At 39.8% G+C, this 18,070-nt stretch carries 15 protein-coding genes; 4 read left to right on the plus strand and 11 right to left on the minus strand.

Translation table 11 applies throughout. The annotated features are described in order from the left end of the window. The 4 genes from H5087_RS02300 to H5087_RS02315 all read left to right on the plus strand — a co-directional run. Window positions 1-2,881, plus strand: a 2,881-nt coding sequence (locus H5087_RS02300) for a cadherin domain-containing protein (protein WP_182671018.1), incomplete at its 5' end; no start/stop codon positions are given. Between the two features lie 9 nt (window positions 2,882-2,890). Continuing rightward, window positions 2,891-3,724, plus strand: a complete 834-nt coding sequence (locus H5087_RS02305; RefSeq protein WP_182671019.1) for an MBL fold metallo-hydrolase — start codon at window positions 2,891-2,893, stop codon at window positions 3,722-3,724. A 20-nt stretch (window positions 3,725-3,744) separates the two neighbouring features. Continuing rightward, window positions 3,745-5,964: an adenylate/guanylate cyclase domain-containing protein gene (locus H5087_RS20275; RefSeq protein ID WP_310736459.1), complete on the plus strand. Its 2,220-nt coding sequence runs from the start codon at window positions 3,745-3,747 to the stop codon at window positions 5,962-5,964. Continuing rightward, window positions 5,936-7,597, plus strand: coding sequence for an HD family phosphohydrolase (locus H5087_RS02315; RefSeq protein ID WP_182671020.1), 1,662 nt, complete (start codon window positions 5,936-5,938; stop codon window positions 7,595-7,597). The genes H5087_RS20275 and H5087_RS02315 overlap by 29 nt, the downstream gene beginning before the upstream one ends. Before the next feature lie 289 nt (window positions 7,598-7,886). On the opposite strand, the gene H5087_RS02320 is transcribed toward H5087_RS02315, so the two are convergent. From H5087_RS02320 to H5087_RS02370, 11 genes are all read right to left on the minus strand, one after another. Beyond that, complete coding sequence (locus H5087_RS02320; protein WP_182671021.1) at window positions 7,887-9,314, minus strand: NAD-dependent succinate-semialdehyde dehydrogenase; 1,428 nt, start codon at window positions 9,312-9,314, stop codon at window positions 7,887-7,889. A 253-nt stretch (window positions 9,315-9,567) separates the two neighbouring features. Beyond that, on the minus strand, window positions 9,568-9,906 hold the full coding sequence (fdx, locus tag H5087_RS02325; RefSeq protein ID WP_002958430.1) for an ISC system 2Fe-2S type ferredoxin: 339 nt from the start codon (window positions 9,904-9,906) through the stop codon (window positions 9,568-9,570). Between the two features lie 11 nt (window positions 9,907-9,917). Then, window positions 9,918-11,780: a Fe-S protein assembly chaperone HscA gene (gene hscA, locus H5087_RS02330; RefSeq protein ID WP_182671022.1), complete on the minus strand. Its 1,863-nt coding sequence runs from the start codon at window positions 11,778-11,780 to the stop codon at window positions 9,918-9,920. Between the two features lie 41 nt (window positions 11,781-11,821). After that, window positions 11,822-12,349, minus strand: coding sequence for a co-chaperone HscB (hscB, locus tag H5087_RS02335; protein WP_002958428.1), 528 nt, complete (start codon window positions 12,347-12,349; stop codon window positions 11,822-11,824). Between the two features lie 82 nt (window positions 12,350-12,431). Then, window positions 12,432-12,755, minus strand: a complete 324-nt coding sequence (gene iscA / locus H5087_RS02340; protein ID WP_002958427.1) for an iron-sulfur cluster assembly protein IscA — start codon at window positions 12,753-12,755, stop codon at window positions 12,432-12,434. A 12-nt stretch (window positions 12,756-12,767) separates the two neighbouring features. Next, window positions 12,768-13,151, minus strand: a complete 384-nt coding sequence (gene iscU, locus H5087_RS02345; protein WP_002958426.1) for a Fe-S cluster assembly scaffold IscU — start codon at window positions 13,149-13,151, stop codon at window positions 12,768-12,770. Between the two features lie 41 nt (window positions 13,152-13,192). Then, window positions 13,193-14,410, minus strand: coding sequence for an IscS subfamily cysteine desulfurase (locus H5087_RS02350; protein WP_002958425.1), 1,218 nt, complete (start codon window positions 14,408-14,410; stop codon window positions 13,193-13,195). A 24-nt stretch (window positions 14,411-14,434) separates the two neighbouring features. After that, window positions 14,435-14,926: a Fe-S cluster assembly transcriptional regulator IscR gene (iscR, locus tag H5087_RS02355; RefSeq protein WP_002958424.1), complete on the minus strand. Its 492-nt coding sequence runs from the start codon at window positions 14,924-14,926 to the stop codon at window positions 14,435-14,437. A 237-nt stretch (window positions 14,927-15,163) separates the two neighbouring features. Continuing rightward, window positions 15,164-15,889 (minus strand): tRNA (cytosine(32)/uridine(32)-2'-O)-methyltransferase TrmJ, encoded by a 726-nt coding sequence (gene trmJ / locus H5087_RS02360; protein WP_002958423.1) that lies wholly within the window; start codon window positions 15,887-15,889, stop codon window positions 15,164-15,166. Between the two features lie 157 nt (window positions 15,890-16,046). Continuing rightward, window positions 16,047-16,802, minus strand: a complete 756-nt coding sequence (locus tag H5087_RS02365) for a class I SAM-dependent methyltransferase (protein WP_182671023.1) — start codon at window positions 16,800-16,802, stop codon at window positions 16,047-16,049. A gap of 57 nt (window positions 16,803-16,859) precedes the next feature. Next, on the minus strand, window positions 16,860-18,038 hold the full coding sequence (locus tag H5087_RS02370) for a response regulator transcription factor (RefSeq protein WP_182671024.1): 1,179 nt from the start codon (window positions 18,036-18,038) through the stop codon (window positions 16,860-16,862). Window positions 18,039-18,070 lie beyond the last annotated feature (32 nt).

Below are 18,070 nucleotides of genomic sequence, written 5' to 3' on the forward strand. Positions count from 1 at the left end.
CAATCAAATTCAATATACCCCAGCTGCGAATACCAATGGACTTGCCACGGTAACTTATACTGTAAGTGATAATAATGGTGGAACCAATACAGCTACTGTCGCCGTTACGATAACTGCCGTGAATGATGCACCTGTAGCATCGGTTCAAAGTTTTAGTATTAGTGAAAATGCTACAGATGGCGACATCATTGGGACTGTTAGCGCGTCAGATATTGAAAACCAGACCTTAACTTATAGTTTAACTGGCGGTGACACTGCTTCATTTGAAATTAATAGTAGCTCTGGTGTTTTATCAACCGTAGGTGAAAGCCCATTTGATTTTGAAACAACTAATCAATATATCTTAAATGTCACTATAACTGATGATGGCACACCTAATGAAAGTTCAAACGTTAACATAACCGTTAATATTACTGATGAAGTTGAACTTCTTATTCCAACTGAAGATGTGACATTTGGCCGCCCAATTACAGGAGAGCTTGATCTTTCGAACATTTTTTCTGGTGGTGAGTTTAAAGACAGTATTGAGCTTAATGGCAACCTATATTTTGTTGGTTTTACCAACAATGCTGATAAAGACCTTCTTATTGTCTCTTACTCAAATAATGGTGATATGAATACTGCCTTTAATAACACCGGCACTAAAATACTCGATTTAGATCAAGATGAAGAAGCCACAGCTATTATTTCTGACGGTATAGATCTTTTCATTGCCTATTCGAGTTTTGATGGCACCCATAATGAAGCTTGTATACTTAAAATGGATCTCGCTGGCACGTTAAGCACTGGTTCGGATGACGATGATGATGACGACGACGGTGAAAGTGGCGCAGGTATTCAGTGTACAACGCTTAATAGTACTACCGTTATTAATGACCTTGAAATTGATGACAATAAAATACTGGCTGTAGGTAAATACTTTGACGGGACTCAAAACGATAGCCTATGGATACATTACAAAAAATCAGATCTAGATTTTGAGAACTCTACTCCAGCTATTGTCGATGTTAGCGGCGCTAATCGAGATGATGAAGGCTTTGCAATTAAGAACTTTGATAAATCCGACTACTTAGTTGTAGGGACTGTTACCAGTGCAGAGGGAACAAAAGACTCTCTAATTCGTTATTTAAAGTCTGATGGCGATAATGACAATAACTTTAATGGTGGCTCAGCACTAATAATTGATATATCAGATAATAATAAAGACGACGAACTTTTTGCTGTAGGCGGAGTTGTTGATTCTGAATTTACTGCCTTCGCAGGTGGTTACATAACTCGTAACAGTGGTGAAAAAGAAGCCGTGGTTTTGGCTATTGATAAAACAGGTACTCTTATAACGAGTTTTGGTGATGCAGGTACTGCTATTTACGATATTGATGGTAACGGTGGAAATGGTAATGGCGGCGCTAAAATTACAGGTATTAAACACGAGTCTAGTAACAATAGCATTAGTTTGTCAGGGACGACTGGCGTATCAGCCTCAGAAAAATTATTTTCAGCACGGATTAATAATGAAGGTACTTTAGATAGTGCTTATGGCACCTCTGGCATTAATATAATTGATGGTATAAGTGGTAAGCAATTTGCCAACAGTTTAGCTATCGACCTTAATGACACTATTTGGGTAGCTGGTGTTAATGATGATTCAAATACAAAACCGTTTATTGCTGCAATAGACAGTCAAGCCACATTATTTAGTAACTTTGAAACCAATGGTTACTTTACCCTTAATAATTTAGTAGATGCGACTAACGATGAGTCAATGCACGTTTTACAACTTAGCAATGGCCCTAATGTTGGTAAGTACATTCTTGCATCAACGGCTAAATCGGACTCAGTTACTAAGTTAGTATTAACACGCTTTACGAGTGCGGGTGATATCGATACTAGCTTTAGCGAAAGTGGCCATAAAGAAATCGCCATAGATTTGAGTAACTCGCGTGTTGCTTTAACCGAGCAAAGCGACGGCAATTTAGTTATTACAGGCTCTAAAAATAGTGAAAATGGTGAAGCGGGCTTTGTAGCTAAAGTTGATCAGTCTGGTAATTTAGACTCTTCATTTGCAACAGATGGTGTATATACAACTTCTGTCAGTGGCGCAGAATTGGTAAATCTGACAGATATTGCACTTGATAACAGCGGTAACATTATTACTGTTGGGTCAATAGTAACAAGTGGTACCCCTAACCCAATCGTTGTAATGTTGACGCCAGAAGGTACTCTAGAGCCTAACTTTGGCACTGGCGGAAGCATCATAGGCTCAGCTTTTGAGTACTATAACCGCGTACATACCGACAATGCAGATATTTTCATTGGTGGTAAGTCAGTATTAAGTGGCACTTCAAAGCTAATCGCATTGAAGTTAAGCTCAAACGGTACTGAAATATTTAAATATGTAGGTGAAGAAACTACAGATACCGACAATAAAATAGTGCAGATTTTAACTGACACAACGGGTAAGCTATATTTAATAGCAAACCTTATTGATTCGCCAAATAAAGCCAATGTTATTAGGTTGCTTGTTACGGGTACGCTTGATACAAGCTTTGCCGTAAACGGTGTCGGTGAATATACTTTGGCCTCAACCGGTAACACTGAGCTAAGTGGTGCAGCGCTAGATAGCAGCAATCAACTTATTTTAGCAGGCAAGGCTAACAATAAAGGAATGTTAGCGCGCATTTTAACTGATGGTACTTTAGATAATACGTTTGGAGCCAGTGGTGCCGGATTTTATGAAGCAAGCCAATGTGTCAGTACACATGTATTTACTTCAATTATCCTGCAAAATGATACCCAAGTTGTTGTAAGTAGCACTTGTAATGACACTAACTCTAACAATGTTAGTATTTCTAAATTCAATTTTGAAGCAGATGGAGTTTAGCCTTAAATTATGAAAGTTGAATTTTTTGGTGTTAGAGGCTCGATGCCTTCAGCTGGAAGTAATACAAACATTTTTGGGGGAAATACCTCATGTGTGTACATTGAACAAAATAACGGTAAAGATCTTATTTTAGACTCTGGTACCGGTATTGTAGAACTCGGTACACGCTTACTAGAAACACAAAGTCCTATCAATATTTTGCTAACGCATAATCATTGGGATCATATTCAAGGGTTTCCTTTTTTTAAACCTATCTACCAACCCAACCGCAATATAACCATTGTAGCTGGCAACGTTGATGATAAAAAAAGCCAAGATGCCATATTAAAGCAAATGAGTGGTTCGTACTTTCCTGTGTGTTATCAGGATTTACCTGCCAGCATTAAGCTTAATACTGATTTATCGTCTCAAAAGCAATTTACACTTAACGGTTTTTTAGTTTCGACTGCTCCACTGAATCACCCTGGTGGCGGTACTGCTTATTGCATTAAAGCAGATGAAAAAAAGATAGCCTACGTTACCGACAATGAGCTAAACCCACCAGACAAGCTAAACACAAGTATTTGCGAATGGGTCAATTTTATTGAAGGCGCTGATTTACTAATTCATGATGCTCAATTTATAGATGCAGACTTGCCTCTTAAACATGGTTGGGGCCATAGCACCATAGATCAGGTTGCTGAGCTTGCTATAAAAGCGAGTATTAAAAATGTAATTATTATTAGCCACGATCCATCAAGAACCGATGAACAGTTGTTGGCTATAGAAAAATATTTACACACGCAGTACGCTCAACAGGTAAAAATAGAATGCGGCCGAGAAGGACGAGTTTTTGATTTTTAGTCTATCAAGGAGCGTTACTCATTAGCTTCTTAAAACCCATTACCTCAAAGCACTTTTTTATTGGCGCTGTTATTACATTATTAATCGCATCAATAGAGTTATTTTCAACTGGGTCGCTTGCAAAGTTAGTTAACCGTGTAGAAGGTATAATATACGACTCTCGATTATTACTGACGCTTTCAGAGACGCCTAGACGCATCGATGAAACCGTTGTAATAATTGATATCGATGAAAAGAGCATGCAAGAACAAGGACGCTTTCCTTGGAGTCGCTCAAAATTAGCAGACCTTGTTACAAAGCTTAGTGATGCAGGTGTTATTGTTATTGCATTCGATATATTTTTTTCTGAACAGGAAGAAAACCCTGTTACAAAAATTATGTCTGAAATTCCTGATTTATCAAAAAAGTACACCATCCCCTTTGCTGAAATTACTAAACAAGTCGATGCAGACACAAAACTAGCAAGCGCATTATCTAAAAATGATACTGTTCTTGGTTTTTTACTAATTGATGAACAACTGACTAATCAAAACTTGCCAGCTAAAAACAGTGTTGTATGGGCAAGCGAAGAGCACACTAATTCACAAATAAACCAGTTTCCTGGTGCTATTGTAAATATTCCACAGTTACAAAATGCTGCAACGGGCACCGGCTTTATTAATGCACATAGTGACGAAGATGGTTTTATACGTAAAGCAGCTCTTATAAATCGGGTTGGCGATAAGCTTTATCCTTCTTTAGCACTTGAAGTTGCTCGACTTTATACCCTTGCTGAAAACATAGAAACCCGTTCCAATAGGTTAGATGGTATAACCTTATTCGAAGGTATAAAGTTTCAAGATAAGTGGATTCAAACTGATGAGTATGGGCAAATATTAATTCCTTACAAAGGGCGTGCGCATAGCTTCCCCTATTATTCGGCTACCGATATTTTGACAAAAAAAATTGGTTTAGAGGAATTAGAAGGCACAGTAGCCTTTATTGGTACTTCCGCCGTAGGGCTTGCTGATTTAAGATCAACACCTGTTGGTTTGCAATACCCTGGTGTGGAGGTTCATGCCAATATATTTGAAGGTTTAATGCACCCAGAGCTACTTCCCTCTAAACCTAATTGGTCACAGGGAGCAAGCTTACTCATCATTGCATTAACGGGTTGCGTACTGTCGTTTTTTAGCCACGCTAAGAGCGCACGTTCTATTATTGTTTTGTCTCTTACAGTCACAAGTGTCGTTATATTTTTAAACGTTTATTTATGGTCAGTACAAAAAATTAGTTTACCTTTATTAATGCCTCTTTTACTCATCATTATATTAGCGGGTTATTACATCATTGTAGGCTCTATCGCTGAAATGAAACACAGCCGAAAAATAAAATCTATGTTTGACCAATACGTTCCTCCTGAGCGTATAAATCAAATGATACTGCAAGGTAAAAGTTTATCTCAAAAAAGTGAGCGAAAAAATATGACGGTGTTGTTTGCCGACATTCGTAGTTTCACTTCACTATCAGAAAGTATGTCGCCTCATCAGTTAAGTGAATATTTAAACGAATATCTTACAGCTATTACCAAAATCATATTTGATCATCACGGAACTATTGATAAGTACGTAGGCGATATGGTGATGGCATTTTGGAATGCCCCACTGAAAGATGAAAACCACGCTCGCCATGGTGTTGAAGCCGCAATGTCTATGATCAACGGGTTAACGAAAATAAATCAGTTATTTGCAGAAAACAACCAGCCTGCAATAAAAATAGGTATCGGTTTAAGTACTGGCGACATGAATGTAGGTGATATGGGTTCGGTTTATCGTAAAGCCTATACAGTTCTTGGTGATACTGTTAATTTAGGTGCTAGAGTAGAAAGCTTGACCAAATTTTATGGCGTAGCTATTCTTGTTACAGAAGAGACGATGAAAAAATGCCCTCATATTTCATTTCGTTTAATAGATAAAGTGCAAGTTGTTGGTAAAACAGCCGCTGTACAGTTGTTTGAACCTATAAACTTTACAGATAAGCTCGATGAAGAGCAGTTAAATGAAGTTAAAAAGTCGCAGCAGGCCATGACGCTTTTTTATAATAAAAACTGGCCACAAGCACTTAGCTTATTTAAAGAACTACGCAGTACAACCGTATTTAGCCCCAACATTTATGCCATTTTTATTGAACGTATTAAGGGCACTGATTTGCAAACACTAGCTAAGGATTGGAATGGTGCCTTCAAACATACTAAAAAGTAGTAAACATATGCGACAGCACATTAAAGACAAAACAAACCTTCAGCATTTTATCGATATTAGTATTAGGCTAACAACAGAAAAAGACTCGTCTAAATTACTTGATGAAATACTGCAAGTTGTAATGTCGATAGCAAATTCTGATGCTGGCAGCATTTACTCTATTACCCCAAACAAACAACTCAAGTTTGAAACGGTAATAAACAAGTCATTAAATCTTTATTTAGGTGGCACGTTAGGTGGTCCTGTTGATTTTCCTAATATAGATCTTTTTATTGATGGCAAACCAAATGACACTGCTATTGTTGCGCATTCTGTTAATACAGGGGAAGTGATTAACATTCCTGACGTGTATGATGCCTTGCCTTTTGATATGAGCGCTGCACGCAAAATGGATGCACGCACGGGTTATCGTTCTGAGTCCATGCTAACAATTCCTTTAAAAGATCATGAAGATGACATTATTGGTGTTATCCAGCTTATAAATGTAAAAGATGCGCAAAATAAAAACATTCCTTTTAGTGAAGAGCTCGTCACTCTAATTCGATCTTTTGCCTCTTTAGGCGCTATTTCGCTAACTAACTCAACACTAATTAAGGGAATGGAAGATCTCTTTTCGACCTTTGCTGAAACAATTGCGATGGCAATAGATGAAAAGTCTCCTCATACCGGTGGCCATTGTAAACGAGTGCCAGCACTCACGTTAATGCTAGCTGATGCCGTTAATGATATAAATAAAGGTCCTTTGGCTTCATTTTCGATGACTGAAGCTGACCGACATGAGCTTGATATAGCTGGCTGGTTACACGACTGTGGGAAAATCGCGACCCCCGATCACATTATGGAAAAGTCGACAAAACTAGAAACGATTTTTGATCGAATAAAATATATAGATGCTAAGTTTGAAATAATTAGCCGAGATTTAAAAATAGCGTATCAGCAAAAGATCATCTGTGCGATGAAGCTGCAAAAGCCTATCGAAGTTCAACAATTTGAACGCCTACTTGATACCGAGCTTAAACAGTTGGCATTAGACCGTGCATTATTACAGCGTGTTAATGTAGGGGGCGAGTTTTTAGGTGATGCAGAACTTGAGCACATTGAACGCATTGCAAACAAATACCAACTCGTTATTAATGATATTAATACACCATTGCTCTCAGCTGATGAAGTTGAAAACTTAACAATACGAAGAGGCACGCTAACCGAAGCCGAACGTGAAGTAATGAAGCGTCATATGGATGTAACTAAAAATATTTTAGATGCCCTGCCGTTTCCTAAACACTTAAGCAATGTTACTGAATATGCTTTAGGTCATCATGAAAAACTTGATGGTACTGGTTACCCAAGAGGTTTAACCAAAGAGCAAATGTCGGTGCCTGCAAGGTTAATGGCTATTACAGATATTTTTGAAGCGCTATCTGCAGTAGACAGACCCTACAAAAAAGCAAAACCGGTCAGTGAGTGTTTATTTATTTTAGGGTCAATGGTTGCTAAAAACCATCTTGATGGTGATATTTTTGCTATTTTTATTGAGTCAGAGGTTTATAAAAATTATATCAACGAGTATGCAGATCCAGAGCAGTTAGATGAGATAGATTTTGATAATTTACCCGGTTACACACCTATAAGTTAGCACCTATAAGCCATGCCTTTATTCAAAATGCGCTTATTACAGTCTATAACTATTCAAACAAAAAAATGCCACCATACGGTGGCATTTACACACGGGGTTATTTCTACTTATAGAAATCCTTTTACTTTTTATTTGTTTTTTTATTTTGTTTTATTAACAAAAAATATGGCTACCAAAGGTAGCATTTAGTGCTTTATGTAGCAACAGTAAAAGATAAAGTTCATATATCAGCCATATTAACGTCATAAAAAAGCGCGAAGTAAATTCGCGCTCATAAACTTAACGGGCGTTATATTTTAATACACACGTACTTTTCTTCTAAGTACTCATCAAGCCCTTGGTGGCCGCCTTCTCGGCCTAAACCAGATTGCTTAACACCACCAAATGGCGCTACTGGGTTTGATATAACACCTTCATTAACGCCGACCATACCAAATTCAAGTCCTTCACTGATACGGTAAACTTGTTTTAAATTTTGGCTATAAAAATAGGCGGCTAAGCCATAGGGTACGTCGTTAGCAAGTGCAAGCACCTCTGCCTCTTCGTCAAAGGGTATTACTGTTAATACAGGGCCAAAGACCTCTTCGTGGTATATATCCATTTCTGTGGTGACATTGTTTACTATTAATGGATTTTGAAAGCTGCCACCTAAGTCACTATTATCGCCAATCAGCGTCGCGCCTTTATCGAGTGCGTCTTGTACTAACTGTTGTACTTTCTCTTTGGCTTTAGGGTAAATAAGCGGACCAATATCAACCCCGTCTTCAAAACCATTTGCCACTTTTAACGCTGCAACCTTAGGCGTGATTTTTGACAGTACTTTGTCGAGAATATTACGTTGTATAAAAATACGGTTTGCAGCAACACATGCCTGCCCACTATTTCTAAATTTAGCCGCCATTAGCCCTTCAATAGCTTCATCTAAGTCGGCATTATCAAAAATAACAAAAGGTGCATTACCGCCAAGCTCCATCGAGGTGCGTTTAATTGTGTCAGCACATTGCGATAGCAACTGCTTACCAACACCGGTAGAACCGGTAAATGTAAACTTACGCACGACTTCTGAGTCAGTCAGCATTTTACCTACTGTTTTGGCATCTTGAGAAACCAGTACATTAAATGCACCTTTAACAAAACCAGCTTGATCAGCTAAGTAAGCAAGTGCGATAGCACAAAGTGGCGTGTGTTCAGAAGGTTTAAGTATAAAGCTACAGCCCGCAGCGTAAGCTGGCGCTACTTTACGAGTAACCATAGCAATAGGAAAGTTCCACGGCGTTATACCAGCTACAACACCGACAGGCTGCTTAAAGCTAGTTAAACGATGCGAGTCATCTGTTGGCGGAATTACATCTCCGTAACTACGTTTGGCTTCTTCTGCAAACCATTTGATAAAACCTGCACCGTAATCAAGCTCACCAAGAGATTCTTTGAGTGGCTTGCCTTGCTCTTTGGTCATTAGCTCTGCAAGTGTTTGCTTGTGTTTTATTACTAGCTCATACCAGCGCATCAAGGTTTCGCTTCGCTCAGTGGCATTTGTCGTTTTTAACTTAACAAAAGCCCCTTGAGCTGCGGTTATTGCGCTATTTACACCCTGCTCGTCAATATCGCTTACTTCAACAATACTTTTTTCGGTAGCGGGATCGTTAACGCTAAAGCGCGTATCAGTTTTATAAAATTCGCCGTTAATAAATGAGTCAGAAAAAATAAGATTACTCAAAATAAACCTCCAAAATTACGTTTTAAGGTGTTAGCTTCTAATGCGTGACATAGAGCCAAGGCTAACATTTTAGGATCTTTGCTCACGTGAGAAGCCAGCTTCTATATTTATAACCTAGAGTTAAAACACATAACGCCAGCAAGCTTTGCTTGCCTGCAAAATAACTTACGAGTTTTGCTTGTCACGCCTACAATTCACAAACAAAAAAGCCGCTGTATCAAACAGCGGCTTTTAATATATACATCGTTAAAAACTAGTGCTCTTCATTAACGATATTGAGATTGTACTTAGGTATTTCAACCACTAGGTCTTCATCTCTTATAATTGCTTGGCAACCAAGGCGTGACTCAGGCTCTAAGCCCCATGCTTTATCTAGCATGTCGTCTTCTAGCTCATCACTTTCTTCAAGTGAGTCAAATCCTTCACGAATCACTAAGTGACACGTAGTACATGCACAAGACTTTTCACAAGCATGCGCAATGCTAATACCATTTTTAAGCGCAGCGTCGAGTACCGTTTGACCTGTAGGAGCTTCAATTGCAGCGCCGTCAGGACATAATTCAGGATGTGGAAGAAAAACAATTTGTGGCATTCTAATCTCTCTTAAATGTTGTCTACTGACTGCCCTGTAAGGGCCTTTTTAATTGATGCATCCATTCTACGCGATGCAAAGTCGCTACTCGCATTATCGACTTTTTCGATAGCTGCTTTAATTTCGCCAGGCTCTTGTGCATTTTCGCGCACTTTTACCAGTTCTGCAATTTCAGCGCGTAAGTTAGCTAGTTGCATATCGTCAAGTAATGCACCATCGGCTTCAAGTGATGCGTTAAGCGCTTCTATTACGCGCAACGCTTCTACTTGTTGCTCTTTAAGCATACGCGCTTGCATGTCGCCTTTAGCGTTGCTCATTGATTCTTTTAGCATGTTAGCTACTTGGTCATCAGATAAACCAAACGAAGGCTTAACCTGAATTTCAGCTTGTACACCTGTTGATTTTTCCATAGCTGAAACACTTAATAGGCCATCAGCATCAACTTTAAAGGTTACACGAATATGCGCAGCGCCTGCCGCCATTGGTGGAATACCTTTTAAGCTAAATTTAGCAAGTGAACGACAATCGTCAACCAGCTCACGCTCACCTTGTAATACATGCAAAGACATCGCCGTTTGGCCATCTTTAAACGTTGTAAATTCTTGAGCGCGCGCTACCGGAATGGTGGTGTTACGCGGAATAATTTTTTCAACCAAACCGCCCATGGTTTCAAGTCCAAGCGACAGTGGCAGTACATCTAGCAATAACATGTCTGAGTCTGGCTTATTGCCAATGAGCACATCGGCTTGAAGCGCTGCACCCAATGCAACAACCCGATCTGGGTCAATTGAAGTGAGCGGTTCTTTATCAAAAAAGCTATGTACTTGGCTACGTACCAGTGGCATACGCGTTGAACCGCCGACCATAATAACTTGTAAAACTTCTTCGTTTTCAATGCCAGCATCTTTTACAGCACGACGACACGAACGCAGCGTTTTTTTAACCAGCGGCATAGCCATTTCGTCAAATGTTTCGCGCGTTACTTCTACCGTGTGGTTTTGCCCGTCAAACTCAAGCCCTACATTTACTTTTGCGTACTGACTTAACGCTTCCTTACAGGCTTTTGCTTTATTAATAAATAAACGTAAAACTGAAGGTGATAAGGCCGACACACCCGTTTGCTGCTTAAAGTAATCAACCAGTAGTGAATCAAAATCATCACCCCCTAAGCTTGAATCGCCGCCCGTTGCCATTACTTCAAAAACACCCTGGTGTAAACGAAGAACAGAAATATCAAATGTACCACCGCCTAAGTCGTAAACTGCAATGATCCCTTCTTGGCCCGAGTCTAAGCCATAGGCAACAGCCGCCGCGGTTGGCTCATTTAACAAACGCAATACGTTAATACCAGCAAGTTCTGCTGCATCTTTGGTACTTTGACGCTGAGCGTCATCAAAGTACGCAGGTACTGTGATTACAGCCCCTAAAATTTCTTGGTTGCCAAAACTTTGCTCAGCTCGCGCTTTTAATGCAGCTAAAATATGGCTTGATGCTTTAATTGGACTAATTTTACCTGCCGCAGTTTCTATTGCTAGCGCACCGTTGTGCTCACAAAATTCATACGGTAGTTGCCCATAACTTTGCTCTATTTCAGCCTGAGTTTTACCTAAAAAACGCTTAACCGAAATAAGTGTGTTAGCAGGGTCTTGCGTTGCTGCTTGTGCAGCTTCTGCGCCAACAGTAATACCGCCAGCTTGATAACGAACAACCGACGGTAGCATAGCCGCGCCAAGATCATCAGTTAACGTGCGGGCTTCGCCGCTTTGCACTGTTGCAACTAATGAATTAGTTGTACCAAGGTCAATACCAATTGCTAGTTTATGTTCGTGTGGTGCCGCGCTTTGCCCCGGCTCAGCAATTTGCAATAATGCCATAATGCTCTTTAAACTCGTGTTGCTCGCTTTGCAGCAAGTAATTAATCGTCAAATAAACTGTCTTCGATACGCTCTAGTTCTTCACGTAACTTATAAACAAACTTCAGTTTACGAATATTATCTGCGGCAAGTTGATATTGCTGCTCATCATTACTTGCTAATTGCTCAGCAAGTTGTGCACTGTATTGCGCGTTTAATTGCTTAATTTGTTTTTCAAAATTTGCAATGGCGGTATCAGGATCGCTAGCTGATGTTAGCTCTTCAAGTTCTTCGCGAAGTTCCATTTGCTGCATTAAAAACATTGGATCTTGCAAGGTTTGCTGCTCTGCACGAATATCAACGCCTAGCTCGCTCAACATATATTCAGCACGTTTTACTGGGTGCTTTAATGTTTGTAGCGCATCGTTAATTTCGGCGGTGCTTTGCACAGCCATTAACTTATCGCGGCTGCTCGCATTCGCGTGGCGATCGGGATGTACAGTACGCTGTAATTCCAAGTAGTGCTTGTTAACCGTTGCTAAATCAATATTGTAATCAACGGGGACTGCAAATAATTCAAAGTAACGCATAACTTCAACCAATAATATTCAGAAATAACAAAGCCCTACATTAACTGGCAGGGCTTATTTATACTACAAAGATATTTAAAGCTTAAACGGTAAAGCTTTCGCCACAACCACACTCATCTGCTTGATTCGGGTTATTAAATTTAAACCCTTCATTTAAGCCTTCTTTAGTGTAGTCGAGCTCTGTGCCATCAATGTAAACTAAGCTTTTAGCGTCAACAATTAAGGTGACACCCTTAGCCGCAAAAGTTTCATCGTCTTCGTTTAAATCGTCAACAAACTCAAGTACATAAGCAAGACCTGAACAGCCCGTCGTTTTAATGCCAACGCGCAGGCCTAAACCTTTACCGCGGTTTGCTAAAAATGATTGTACGCGGTTTGCTGCCGCATCTGTCAATGTCACTGCCATGAGTTTCTCTTCTTACTTCGCTTGTTTGCTTTTGTAGTCTGCAATTGCTGCTTGAATTGCGTCTTCGGCTAAAATTGAACAGTGAATTTTCACTGGTGGCAACTCAAGCTCTGCACTGATATCAGTGTTTTTAATTGTCGCTGCTTCGTCTAGCGTTTTGCCTTTAACCCACTCTGTTACAAGTGAAGAAGAAGCAATTGCGCTACCACAACCGTAGGTTTTGAATTTTGCATCTTCAATAACGCCAGTGGCAGATACTTTAATTTGCAGTTTCATTACGTCACCACATGCTGGTGCGCCTACCATACCCGTTGCCACTGACGGATCGTTCTTATCTAGAGTACCTACGTTACGTGGGTTTTCTACGTGGTCGATTACTTTATCACTATAAGCCATTATTCTATCCTCATTACCTGCTAGGGTATGTGCTCACACTATTAGTGGTGAGCCCATTCAACTGAATCTAAATCAATACCTTCTTGATGCATCTCCCAAAGTGGAGACATCTCACGTAGGCGACCGATAGAGTTTTTCATTAATTCGACGGTGTAATCAATCTCTTCTTCGGTAGTAAAGCGACCAATACTAAAACGAATTGAGCTATGTGCTAATTCGTCGTTACGGCCAAGTGCACGTAATACATAAGAAGGCTCTAAGCTTGCAGATGTACAGGCTGAACCTGACGATACTGCAATGTCTTTTACTGCCATAAGTAACGACTCACCTTCAACAAAGTTAAAGCTGATGTTTACAATACCCGGTACTGATTGGTCTTGTGTGCCGTTAAAGTATACTTCGTCCATATCAGCCATAATGCCGTCGATTAAACGATTACGTAAGGCGCTGATGTGTGCGTGATCTTTTTCGAAATCTTGCTTAGCAATTTTAAACGCAGTACCCATACCCACTAATTGGTGAGTTGCTAGTGTACCAGAGCGCATACCGCGTTCATGTCCGCCACCGTGCATTTGCGCTTCAAGGCGAGCACGTGGTTTACGACGAACGTAAAGTGCACCAACACCTTTAGGGCCATACACTTTATGTGCAGAGAACGACATAAAATCAACTTTAAGCTGTTGCACGTCGATTAATACTTTGCCCGCGCTTTGCGCTGCATCTACGTGGAACATAATTTTACGTTCGCGACACATTTCGCCAATAGTCGCGATATCTTGAATTACACCTAGCTCGTTATTAACGTGCATGATGCTTACAAGTACTGTGTCGTCACGCATTGTGTCGGCAAGTTTTTGTAAATCAAGTAGGCCGTTTTCTTCAACGTCCATGTAAGTTACTTCAAAACCTTGGCGCTCAAGCTCACGACATGTGTCGATTACAGCTTTATGCTCAGTTTTAGCGGTAATAACGTGCTTACCTTTTTTCTTGTAAAACTGTGCTGCACCTTTAATAGCAAGGTTATTTGATTCTGTTGCACCCGATGTGAAAACAATTTCACGTGGGTCTGCATTAATTAAATCAGCAATATCTGTACGCGCTTGGTCAACAGCTTCTTCTGCTTGCCAACCAAAACGGTGTGAGCGTGACGCAGGATTACCAAACTTACCGTCCATTGTCAGGCACTGCATCATTTCTTTAGCAACACGTTCATCAACAGGCGTGGTCGCTGCGTAATCTAAATAAATCGGTAACTTCATTTCTCTCTCCGCTGCAGGTCAACCTTAAAGTTGACAGCTTACTTGAATGTTTTCCAACTGCTTAATTGCATTATTGATACTGTTATCTTGGCGCGATGCTATTTCTTTCACATCTGATTTTTCCACCAATTCAGCAAGGGTAATATTATTCAAAAATTCTTCTATGCGTGCGCTTAAGTCTGACCACAAATTATGTGTTAAACAACGCATACCACTCTGACAGCCGGTATCGGCACCTTGGCAACGTGTTGCATCGACCGATTCGTCTACGGCGCTAATAATATCGCCAACAGAGATAACGCCCGCTTCACGCCCTAGTAAATAACCACCACCAGGTCCACGAACAGAACTTACTAGGCCATTTTTACGTAAACGAGCAAATAATTGTTCAAGGTAAGACAAAGAAATTTCTTGTCTTTGTGAAATATCAGCAAGGGCTACAGGACCTACACCTGTGTGTAGTGCAACATCCAGCATAGCTGTAACGGCATATCTGCCTTTTGATGTTAACTTCATAACGCCCCCTGCACAAAAGAGTGCAAATTTTAATTACCAGAGTAAATTAGTCAAGTATTATCACTTGATAAAAATTTGATTTATAAACTCTTACTTTTTAAATTGTAGAGTTAACAAACTTTCAATACTTGACCTCTTTGGTCAAGTATTACAGCCATTGTAATTACCTGAGTATTTTAGTCAAGTATTAGCTAGTTATTTACCCATTGGTTTTTATAACTAATAGCTATACCTAAGTTACTTAGGGATAGACTTATTAATTGAGGTGAGAATACCGCGTAAAATATTCATTTCGGCATCTTCAGGGTGAGCTCGGTTAAATAAACGACGTAATTTAGTCATAACTAAACCAGGGTGCTGTTTGATAATAAAGCCTGTTTTGAAAAGCGTCTCTTCAAGGTGCTCATAAAACAGCTCTGTTTGTTTTGAGCTTGGGTAAACAGCATCGTCTTCTTCAACCTTTTTAGGTTGTTGATTTAAAAACGCCATACGTGTTTCGTAACTAAGTGTTTGTACGGCCATAGCTAAATTAAGCGAGCTGTACTCTGGATTAGCAGGAATACATACGTGGTAATTACAAAGCTGTAATTCTTCATTAGTTAAACCGCTGTTTTCACGACCAAATACTAGGGCTACAGGACCATTTACAGCTTCAGCAACGAGTTTTTCACCACATTCACGTGGTTCAACCATTGGCCACGAAAGCGTACGAGAACGCGCACTTGTGCCAATTGTTAATGTACAGTCAGCGATAGCTTCTTCAACAGTACCTACAATAACTGCATTACCTAAAACATCAGTTGCGCCTGCAGCTAAAGCACTTGCTTGGCTGTCTATTTCACAAGCAGGATCAACTAAATAAAGCTTTGATAAACCCATGGTTTTCATGGCGCGAGCCGCCGAACCAATATTGCCCGAATGTGACGTGTTAACTAAAACAATGCGAATATCATCTAAGATCATTACTGTGCTACTTTGCTATGCCAAAAAATTGCGCAAATTCTAACATGAAAATGTAATAAGATCCTAGATTCAAAAGGCTAGATCCTAAGATCCAAGCCAATATAACGATTCTTACATGGGTAAATTCTAGGGATATACCACCAATTTGTTTTGATGTTTAAACCATTGCCGCCTTTACATAAACATCAAAACGGTTCTTTTTGGTTTTAATTTGCATACTTGGGGTTTTTTCGTTTAAGAATGGCGCATAATCGGGGCGTTTTACAACGACACGCTTACTGGCAAGTGGATAGGCAAAATCAAGTAGGTCGTCTGCGTCGTTGTCTGCACCAACTAGCTCTTGAAATACGCGCATTTCTTTTTTAACTAATGCTGATTTTTCGCGATGCGGAAACATAGGATCTAAATAAACAACATCGGGCATGCTTTCGCACTGAGAGAGCAAGGTATGGCTTGAGCCAAATATTAGGCTCATGTTTTCTTTCATCCACACACCAATTTCAATATCGCTATAGGCTCGCTTTAACCCATCGTATAAAAGGGCTGCAACAACCGGATGACGTTCATGTAATATGACTTTGCACCCTAGCGAGGCAAGTACAAAGCCGTCTCGCCCAAGGCCTGCGGTAGCATCAAGCACAACAGGCGTTGCACCTTTATTTAAGCCAACTGCTTTGGCAATTGCTTGCCCTTTACCACCGCCAAACTTACGCCTATGGGCAGCAGCACCGGTTACAAAATCAACATTAATTGCACCTAGTTTAGGCTCGTCGGTTTTAAATAGGCTTAACCCTTTATCGTCATAATGTAAGCTAAAGCCACTGCAATTTTGCGCCCATTGGGCTAAACCAAAGCGTGTTTCTAATTCATTTAAATAAGGACGTAACTCTTTAAAAGCACACTGAATAACCACAATAAACTCCGACGTTAAAATACGCCTGTAGTATATCAACCGCTTTACTTTAAAGCACTAAAATAGCTCTATATCACTGTGATGATTAGTATTGACCTTTGCGGCTTCCGCTTTAGTGCGTAAATTAGATATAAGTTCATTGCGGCTTTCGGCAACTTGTTTAAGCTGATATTTGATAAAGGCTAAATCGCTATTAGCCGATACAAATAACTGCATTGTTTGATCTAATTGAGATATATATAAGGTGAGATCGGCAGGATTTGCTTGTGTTTGTTGTAGCTTAATGGCGCAGTCCAACTCATGTAGCTGCTCTATAAACACTTTAGTACTTTTGTTTTGCTCTATATTTTGTGTAGTTAACTGCTTAACAATATCTTGAAGGGCTGTACTTATTTGAGCTGCCTGCTCATAACTGCTTTCGCTTCTTTCCATGGTAATAACCTTCTCGTTAGTTACTTCTAATATATGCGGGAACAGATCTTTATAGCGCCCGTACAAAGCATCGTTATCAACTGGCATATTTTTTATTAAAAGGGATACTTTGGGGTAATTAATTATAGTACTACTACCAATATCAACAAATCGTTGAGCTTGTCTGTGTTGCTCCAGCAGCTCTTGCTCTAACGGGCAAACACCGCTTTGCTGGCTGTAAAAAACACCTGTTCCTTGATACCAAAACACAACCACAACATCTAAATTTAAAGGAGCAAAAAAGGTAAAAAAGTGTTCACTCAACGATTGAAAGTTATTAGCATGATAACTTTGTCCAACGTAGCGCATTATACGGCCCATATCGCCCGACTCTGTCATCGCTATTTCCGCTGTTTTATTCGCTTTTGCTATATCCAGTTTTAGTTTTGTGCATTTTTGCCTATATTCGTAAAGTACCTTTATCCGCGCTATTAACTCTTCTGCATTAAAAGGTTTTGTAATGTAATCAGATGCGCCAACGCTATAACCTTTTACACGATCGCTTAGCTCTATTTTAGATGAGAGAAACATAACGGGAATATCTTGAGTGCTTTCACTGTGCTTTATCGTTTTACATACGTCATAGCCTGACATACCTGGCATTTCAATATCGAGTAAAATAATATCAGGGTTATATTTATTGGTTAGCCTTAATCCTTCATCGCCATCTTTTGCATGAATTATTTTACAAAACCCTGCTAAAGACTCTTCAATTATATGATGAACATACTTGTCGTCATCAATTGCTAATACCAACTTTGCCATGCCTTAATCCATTTTAATAGGTGTGCTAAAAG

This window comes from Pseudoalteromonas sp. SR43-7, assembly GCF_014163785.1.
Classification (GTDB): domain Bacteria; phylum Pseudomonadota; class Gammaproteobacteria; order Enterobacterales; family Alteromonadaceae; genus Pseudoalteromonas; species Pseudoalteromonas distincta.

Excerpts from the sequence above, each read along its gene's own strand:
- H5087_RS02305 (WP_182671019.1), top strand. The coding sequence starts at position 2,891 with ATGAAAGTTGAATTTTTTGGTGTTAGAGGCTCGATGCCTTCAGCTGGA.
- H5087_RS02370 (WP_182671024.1), bottom strand. The coding sequence starts at position 18,038 with ATGGCAAAGTTGGTATTAGCAATTGATGACGACAAGTATGTTCATCAT.
- H5087_RS02350 (WP_002958425.1), bottom strand. The coding sequence starts at position 14,410 with ATGAAGTTACCGATTTATTTAGATTACGCAGCGACCACGCCTGTTGAT.
- iscR (WP_002958424.1), bottom strand. The coding sequence starts at position 14,926 with ATGAAGTTAACATCAAAAGGCAGATATGCCGTTACAGCTATGCTGGAT.
- iscA (WP_002958427.1), bottom strand. The coding sequence starts at position 12,755 with ATGGCAGTGACATTGACAGATGCGGCAGCAAACCGCGTACAATCATTT.
- hscA (WP_182671022.1), bottom strand. The coding sequence starts at position 11,780 with ATGGCATTATTGCAAATTGCTGAGCCGGGGCAAAGCGCGGCACCACAC.
- hscB (WP_002958428.1), bottom strand. The coding sequence starts at position 12,349 with ATGCGTTACTTTGAATTATTTGCAGTCCCCGTTGATTACAATATTGAT.
- H5087_RS02315 (WP_182671020.1), top strand. The coding sequence starts at position 5,936 with ATGGTGCCTTCAAACATACTAAAAAGTAGTAAACATATGCGACAGCAC.
- trmJ (WP_002958423.1), bottom strand. The coding sequence starts at position 15,889 with ATGATCTTAGATGATATTCGCATTGTTTTAGTTAACACGTCACATTCG.
- iscU (WP_002958426.1), bottom strand. The coding sequence starts at position 13,151 with ATGGCTTATAGTGATAAAGTAATCGACCACGTAGAAAACCCACGTAAC.
- fdx (WP_002958430.1), bottom strand. The coding sequence starts at position 9,906 with ATGCCACAAATTGTTTTTCTTCCACATCCTGAATTATGTCCTGACGGC.